Genomic DNA, 6,488 nt, shown 5'->3' with positions numbered 1-6,488 from the left:
CTTCATCTCGGCGGCGACGACATCGACCTTGTCGATGCCGACGAAGGAAGACTGGATCTTTTCCGATTTCGCCTCGCGTTCGCCGATCGCGGCGGCGAAGCTGTCATAGACTTCGCGCGACAGGAGGTTCTTCAGCGTCTTGCGGTCGCCATCGGCAAAGGCCATGACGATCATCTCGTAGGCCATCTTGGCGCCGTCGACGAAGGTTTTCGGATCGAAGGACGGATCGCTGTCCTTAATCGTGCGCAGGCCCTTGTTGAGATCGCTGTCAGGCTTGGCGAAGGCGTCGATCGCGGCATAGGTCTCGGCCGCCGTCTCGCCCGGCATGCGCTTGCGCGGCAGCGACACCACATTCTCGGATTTCTGCGCAGCGTCCTGATCGCGCGTGCGGCTCGCCGAATAGGGATCGAAGGGCGGGCGCTCGTTTCCGGTGCGGCGGCCCAGCACGTTGCGCAGTTGGAAGAAGATCACAACCGCCGCAATCAAGAAGAAAATCGTGCCGAAGTCGAAGAAACCCATATCTTCCGCCAATTCCATCCCTGTCCAGGCCGGACCACCAGAGCCTCGCCCGGAGGCTCACAAAGGCGGCGGTCGCATAGCATTCAACACCCAAAGCATATAGAACGGCAGGCGCAATCATTCAAATCAAAGGCAGCCATACCTATCTATTGGCCCCGGTGCCAGCGGCGATTGCCCGCGGGCCCGCAAAAGAGAAAGCGATCGGTCAAGACTTGCGCGTTTCACTCTTCCCGTTGTTCCTGCTCCTGCTGCCGCTGCTGGAGATCGCCGGCTTCGTCATCGTCGGCCGCGAAGTGGGCGCTTTGGCGACGGTTGCGCTGGTCGTGCTTTCCACGATTGCCGGCAGCCTGCTGCTTCGCCATCAGGGTTTTGGGGTGATGGCGCGGGTGCGGGCGGAAATGGATGCCGGACGCGACCCCAGCCGCCAGCTCGCGCATGGCGCGATGATCGTGCTGGCGGCGATCCTGCTGATCATTCCGGGCTTCATCACCGACATTTTCGCCATCCTGCTGCTCCTGCCGCCTGTGCGCGATCTCGCCTGGCGGCTGCTGAAGAGCCGCATCGTGATGGCGACGAGCTTCAGCAGCGGCTTTTCCGCCCGCGGCCGCGACAAGGTGATCGATCTCGACGACAGCGACTATTCGCGCGACGACTACAAGCGCGGGCCGGACCACAATTCCCCTTGGCGTCGGCTGAAAGACGACTAGGTCTGGATGTAGGCTCGTCTGCTATCTCGTGCACGTCATTGCCCGGAACCGCCGCGCAGTCTGGACGACCTGCAGTTTTTGCCTGACGCATGTCGTTACCCCAAAACCGCTACGCACTTTTGGGCGACATGCGGTTCTTGCATGACGCATGTCGTTATCCCAAAACCGCTACGCACTTTTGGGCGACATGCGTGACGGCGGCAAAACTTGTCTTGTCATGCCGACCATGGTAGCGAACCCCCGATTTCAATCCGGTCAGCAATGCTGCCCAGGCAAAAGGACAAAGGCTCATGGCCAGCAACGATGACGCCGCGGCAGGCGCCGCCAACGGCAACGGCAACCAGGCACAGCCCTCGCTCAACGTGCTTGCCCAGTATGTGAAGGACCTGTCCTTCGAAAGCCCCGGCGCGCCGAATTCGCTGCGCGGCCGCGACAAGGCGCCCGGCATCGCCATCAATGTCAACGTCAACGCCAACCCGCTTTCGGACAAGCAGTTCGATGTCAATCTCACGTTGAACGCCAAGGCCTCCTTCGACCAGGAAGTGCTGTTCAACGTCGAGCTGGTCTATGGCGGCGTCTTCGCCATCAGCGGTTTCCCGCAGGAGCACATGCTGCCGATCCTGTTCATCGAATGCCCGCGGCTGCTGTTCCCCTTCGCCCGCCAGATCATCGCCGACGCCACCCGCAACGGCGGCTTCCCGCCGCTGATGCTCGACCCGATCGATTTCGCGCAGATGTTCCAGCAGCGCATCGCCGAGGACCAGGCCGCGGCGAAGGTCCAGGTGAGCTGAGAAAGGCTCTGCCGCACCCCTTATCAGAAGCCCGGCCGCGTGCCGGGCTTTTTTGTTAGTCAGGCCCTGCGAGCAGTCGCCGACGCTCGCGATTGGCCGTGCCCGTCTTGCCGGTCGTCATTCTGGGGCGGAGCACGGAGCGGAGCGACGCGCGCAGACCCTAGAATCCATGCCGTTATGCTAAGGCGTTGCTGCGCTTACAGAATTCTGCACCGTTGCACTCTACGGCGAGGGTCACGGCATGGATACTCGGGTCAAGCCCGAGTATGACGAAGGGATGGGCGATTCGGCTGATCTCCAACGTCGGCGCCAGAGCGCCCGCTCAACCCGCGACCGCCACCTTCAACCACAGCGCCTTCTCGCCGAGCGTGCCGACAAGACCGGCATGAGCGGCCCGATCCGCCTCGGTCAGCCTCGGCGGCAGGGCGATCGGCCTTGCGCCGATCGAGATGTCGATGTCTGCCACCTCGCCGGCACCGTTCATCTGGATCGCGACGGCGTCGAGGACAAGAGCCGCCTGCTTGCCGCCGATGAGCTCGATATAGACCTCGGCCAGCAATTCGGAGTCGAGCAGCGCGCCGTGCTTGGTGCGTCGGGTGTTGTCGATGCCGTAGCGCCGGCAGAGCGCATCCAGCGAATTCGGGCCCATCGGATGCTTGCGGCGCGCGAGCGCCAGCGTGTCGACGACGCGGGCGCCGTCGATGGCCGGATGGCCGAGCCGGCCGAATTCGAGATTGAGGAAGCCGATGTCGAACGTGGCGTTGTGGGCGATCAGCTTGGCGCCGTCGGTGAAGGCCAGCCACTCCTCCACGACTTCCGTGAAGGTCGGCTTGCCGACCAGGTCGGCGGCGCTGATGCCGTGCACGGCCTGCGCCTCGGCATGAATCGCGCGCCCTTGCGGATTGATGAATTTGTGGAAGGTGCGGCCGGTCGGGAAGCGGTTGACCAGCTCGACGCCGCCGAGCTCGATAATGCGGTCGTCGCGCAAATCGAGGCCGGTGGTTTCCGTATCGAAGATGATCTCACGCATTCGAATCAGTCCGCTCCAAAGAGCAGAATCATAAACCAGAACAAAATGGCAATGGGGACTGCTGACAGCAAGAGTCAGGAGCGAGCCTTATCCCCTGTCAGTTCGCTGACGATCGCCTCGACCGCCCGGCGCGCCGCATCGAAGCCTTGCCCGGTGTCGACGATGAAATCGGCCTGGCGGCGCTTTTCCGTGTCCGGCACCTGCTTGGCGAGGATGGCTTCGAATTTAGCCGCGCTCATGCCGGGCCGCGCCAGCACCCGGGCACGCTGGATCTCGGCCGGCGCGGTGACGACCACGACCTTGTCGACGCGGTTGCGGCCGCCGGTCTCGAACAAAAGCGGGATGTCGAGCACAGCGATCGGCGCGCCGGCGGCGCGATGCAGGCCAAGAAACGCATCGGCGTCGGCGCGGACCAGCGGATGGATGATCGCCTCCAGCTTCTTCAGCGCGGCGGGATCGCCCAACACCTTTTCCGCCAGCCTGGCACGATCGACCACGCCCGCTTTCGTCGTGCCGGGGAACGCCGCTTCGACCAGCGGCGCGGCCTTGCCTGAGTAAAGACGATGCACGGTCTCGTCGGAATCGTGGACCGGCACGCCGGCATCGGCGAACATCTTCGCCGTGGTCGACTTGCCCATGCCGATCGATCCGGTGAGGCCGAGCACGATCATGGCTGCCATCTCAATGCGCTTCGATGTCGGCGACGATCATGCGCCGCAGCTCGGGCGTGACCTCCGGCCGCTTGCCGAACCAGCGCTCGAAACCGGGCACGGCCTGATGCAGCAGCATGCCGAGACCATCGACCGTCTTCAGGCCGCGAGCCCTGGCGGCGGCAAGCAACGGCGTTTCCAACGGCACATAGACGATGTCGGTGACGATGGCATGGCCGGGCAGACCCGCCGGATCGGCGGCGAGCGTCTCGTTGCCGTGCATGCCGAGGGCCGTGGTGTTGACGAGCAGGCCGGCATCGGCAAGCAGTTCGCCGACGGCGCCGGCGCCATGCGCGGAAACACCGGCGCCGAAGCGGTCGGAAAGTTCCCGCGCCCTCGCCAGCGTGCGGTTGACGATGCGGATGTCCTTCACGCCGCGGGCCTTCAGCGCGTGGATGACCGCCCGGGACGCGCCGCCTGCGCCCAGCACCACGGCCGGGCCATTGCCCGCCCAGCCCGGCGCGTAGTCATCGAGATTGCCGGCAAAGCCGAGACCATCGGTGTTGCCGCCCCACAAGACGCCATCTTCCAGCCACAGCGTGTTGACCGCGCCGATCGCTTCAGCCGCCTCGTCGCGGCGCTCGACCAAGGCAAAGGCGGCTTCCTTGTGCGGGATGGTGACGTTGCCGCCGCGGTAGCCATTCTCGCCGAGCGATTTCAGGAACGCCGCGAAATCCTCCGGCACGACATCGATCGCCCGATAGCTGCCGTCGATGCCGTATTTCGCCAGCCAGTAGCCGTGGATCTTCGGCGAACGCGAATGCGCGATCGGATGTCCGGTGACGAAGGCCTTTTTCTCAACCATCGATCGCCCCCAGCGCGCGCAGCTCCTTCAGCAGCGGCAGCAGCGGCAGCCCAACGATGGTGAAATAATCGCCTTCGATTTTTTCGAAGAGCTGGATGCCCTCGCTCTCGATCTGATAGGCGCCGACGCTTGCCAGCGCCTTGGCGCCGACGCGCGCCAGGTGCCGGCCGATAAAGGCGGGATCGAGCTTGCGCATGGTGAGGCTGACGACGCCGACATGCCGCCACAGCACCTCGCCGTCGCGGCAGAGCACCGCCGCGCTGTTCAGCTGATGCGTCTTGCCCGACAAAGCCAGGAGATGGCTGCGCGCTCCTTCCATGTCGGCCGGCTTGTGGAAGATTTCGTCGCCGAGCGACAGCGTCTGATCGCAGCCGAGCACCAGCGCGCCAGGCCTGCGTTCGCTGACTTCGGTCGCCTTGGCTTCGGCAAGGATCGAAGCGACATCTTCGGGAGACACGCCGCTGTCTTGCAAGGGCGCCTCGAGCGCGCGCTCGTCGACATCGGCCGGAACAGCCTCGATGTCGAGCCCGGCATTGACGAGCATCGCCTTACGGAACAGGCTGCCCGAAGCGAGGATGATTTTCTCGGCCATGCTGGTTCACCCAACGGTTGCGATCCGTCCAGCACCCCTCATCCGTCTCGGCGCTGTGCGCCGAGCCACCTTCTCCCACAAGGGGAGAAGGAAAGTCCTGCGCTGACGCCGCTGCAAATCGCCACCTGGCGGTATCTGCGGGACGCCGGCGCCACGTTCTTCCTTCTCCCCTTGTGGGAGAAGGTGGCCGAGCGAAGCTCGGTCGGATGAGGGGTGTTGGACGGGGTGCTCACTTATATCGCCTGCCCTAGCGCGTCTTCCCCCGCAGGGCAACGATGGCCGCGGCCGTTTCCTCGATCGAGCGCCGGCTGACGTCTATCATCGGCCAGCCATGTTTCGTGCAGAGCTGGCGCGCATAGGCGAGTTCTTCGTTGATCGCGGCGCGGTCGATATAGTCGGTCGACACATAGGGGGCGGTGTTGCCGAGGATGCGGTTCTGGCGCACATGCGAGATGCGCTCGGCGGTCGCGACCAGGCCGACGATCAGCGGCGTCTTGGCGGCGATCAGGCTTTCGGGCAGCGGCACCCCGAGCACGATCGGGATGTTGGCCGTCTTGATGCCGCGATTGGCGAGATAGATGCTGGTCGGCGTCTTCGAGGTGCGCGAGATGCCGATCAGCACGATATCGGCGTCGTCCATATTGGCCGGCAGTTGGCCGTCGTCATGCTCCATGGTGAAGTTCAGCGCATCGATGCGGCGGAAATATTCGGCGTCGAGGACATGCTGGGCGCCGACACGCCGGCCGGCCGGGGTGCCGAGATAGGACTGGAAGACGGCGAGCACGGGCTCCAGCACCGACACGCAAGGCAGGCCCATGGCCGCGCAGCGCTCGTCGATGCTGCGCGCGAGCTTCTGGTCGACGACGGTATAGAGAATGATGCCCGGCTCCTCCTCGATGTCCTCGAACACCTTGGCGACCTGCTTTTCCGTGCGGATCAGCGGATAGATGTGCTCGATGGCGCGCGCATCCTTGTACTGCGCGGACGCCGCGCGGCCGGCCGCCAGCAGCGTTTCGCCGGTGGCGTCGGAAATCAGGTGCAGATGAAAGAAGCTTTGGGGTTTGTTCACAAGGGTCGGTTCCGGGCTGTGGGTGATTGTGGACAAGGTCGGACAAGAACACAGGGGCGCTGAAGGCGACTGTATCAGATGGCACCTTGTCCACAATTCGCCCTGCTGTAGGCTTTGTCGGGGCGCTGGGGACAAAACTGGGGATCAACTTTTCTTGGTCCGCATCGTCCACAGTGCCGAATTCGGAACAAGGGCGCCAACCCGCTGACTCAAAAGCCTGAATCCGGTTCTTCCCCAGACCCCTCCAATGTGCGAATGAAGCCGC

Annotated in this window: 8 protein-coding genes; 2 read left to right on the top strand and 6 right to left on the bottom strand. The window is 64.1% G+C overall.

Features of this window, described 5'->3' with window-relative positions; translation table 11 throughout:
- Window positions 1–519: Tim44/TimA family putative adaptor protein (locus EOA29_RS01195; protein WP_127220081.1), on the bottom strand; the 519-nt coding region annotated here is incomplete at its 3' end.
- A 212-nt stretch (window positions 520–731) separates the two neighbouring features.
- Between EOA29_RS01195 and EOA29_RS01190 the strand changes: the two genes are divergently transcribed.
- Window positions 732–1,226 carry an FxsA family protein gene (locus EOA29_RS01190; RefSeq protein WP_126091077.1) on the top strand — a complete coding sequence of 165 codons (495 nt, stop codon included), beginning with the start codon at window positions 732–734 and terminating at the stop codon, window positions 1,224–1,226.
- Window positions 1,227–1,516: 290 nt separating this feature from the next.
- Window positions 1,517–2,017, top strand: coding sequence for a protein-export chaperone SecB (secB, locus tag EOA29_RS01185; RefSeq protein ID WP_126086743.1), 501 nt, complete (start codon window positions 1,517–1,519; stop codon window positions 2,015–2,017).
- A 322-nt stretch (window positions 2,018–2,339) separates the two neighbouring features.
- Here the strand turns inward: secB and dnaQ are convergent, their stop codons facing one another.
- From dnaQ to EOA29_RS01160, 5 genes are all read right to left on the bottom strand, one after another.
- Window positions 2,340–3,047 (bottom strand): DNA polymerase III subunit epsilon, encoded by a 708-nt coding sequence (gene dnaQ / locus EOA29_RS01180; protein ID WP_126091078.1) that lies wholly within the window; start codon window positions 3,045–3,047, stop codon window positions 2,340–2,342.
- Window positions 3,048–3,121: 74 nt separating this feature from the next.
- The gene (gene coaE / locus EOA29_RS01175) at window positions 3,122–3,718 is read right to left on the bottom strand and encodes a dephospho-CoA kinase (protein WP_126095692.1); all 597 of its coding nucleotides are present in this window, start codon (window positions 3,716–3,718) and stop codon (window positions 3,122–3,124) included.
- Window positions 3,719–3,728: 10 nt separating this feature from the next.
- Window positions 3,729–4,562: a shikimate dehydrogenase gene (locus EOA29_RS01170; protein WP_126091079.1), complete on the bottom strand. Its 834-nt coding sequence runs from the start codon at window positions 4,560–4,562 to the stop codon at window positions 3,729–3,731.
- Window positions 4,555–5,154, bottom strand: a complete 600-nt coding sequence (locus tag EOA29_RS01165) for a Maf-like protein (RefSeq protein WP_126091080.1) — start codon at window positions 5,152–5,154, stop codon at window positions 4,555–4,557. The genes EOA29_RS01170 and EOA29_RS01165 overlap by 8 nt, the downstream gene beginning before the upstream one ends.
- Window positions 5,155–5,401: 247 nt before the next feature.
- Window positions 5,402–6,223, bottom strand: coding sequence for a pyruvate, water dikinase regulatory protein (locus tag EOA29_RS01160; RefSeq protein ID WP_126091081.1), 822 nt, complete (start codon window positions 6,221–6,223; stop codon window positions 5,402–5,404).
- Between the last annotated feature and the right edge of the window lie 265 nt (window positions 6,224–6,488).

Origin of the sequence: Mesorhizobium sp. M1E.F.Ca.ET.063.01.1.1 (assembly GCF_003998155.1) — a bacterium.
Lineage (GTDB): Bacteria > Pseudomonadota > Alphaproteobacteria > Rhizobiales > Rhizobiaceae > Mesorhizobium.
The sequence above is the reverse complement of the archived record's forward strand: the minus strand, read 5'-3'. Positions and strand labels throughout refer to the sequence as shown.

Excerpts from the sequence above, each read along its gene's own strand:
- coaE (WP_126095692.1), bottom strand. The coding sequence starts at position 3,718 with ATGATCGTGCTCGGCCTCACCGGATCGATCGGCATGGGCAAGTCGACC.
- EOA29_RS01170 (WP_126091079.1), bottom strand. The coding sequence starts at position 4,562 with ATGGTTGAGAAAAAGGCCTTCGTCACCGGACATCCGATCGCGCATTCG.
- secB (WP_126086743.1), top strand. The coding sequence starts at position 1,517 with ATGGCCAGCAACGATGACGCCGCGGCAGGCGCCGCCAACGGCAACGGC.
- dnaQ (WP_126091078.1), bottom strand. The coding sequence starts at position 3,047 with ATGCGTGAGATCATCTTCGATACGGAAACCACCGGCCTCGATTTGCGC.
- EOA29_RS01165 (WP_126091080.1), bottom strand. The coding sequence starts at position 5,154 with ATGGCCGAGAAAATCATCCTCGCTTCGGGCAGCCTGTTCCGTAAGGCG.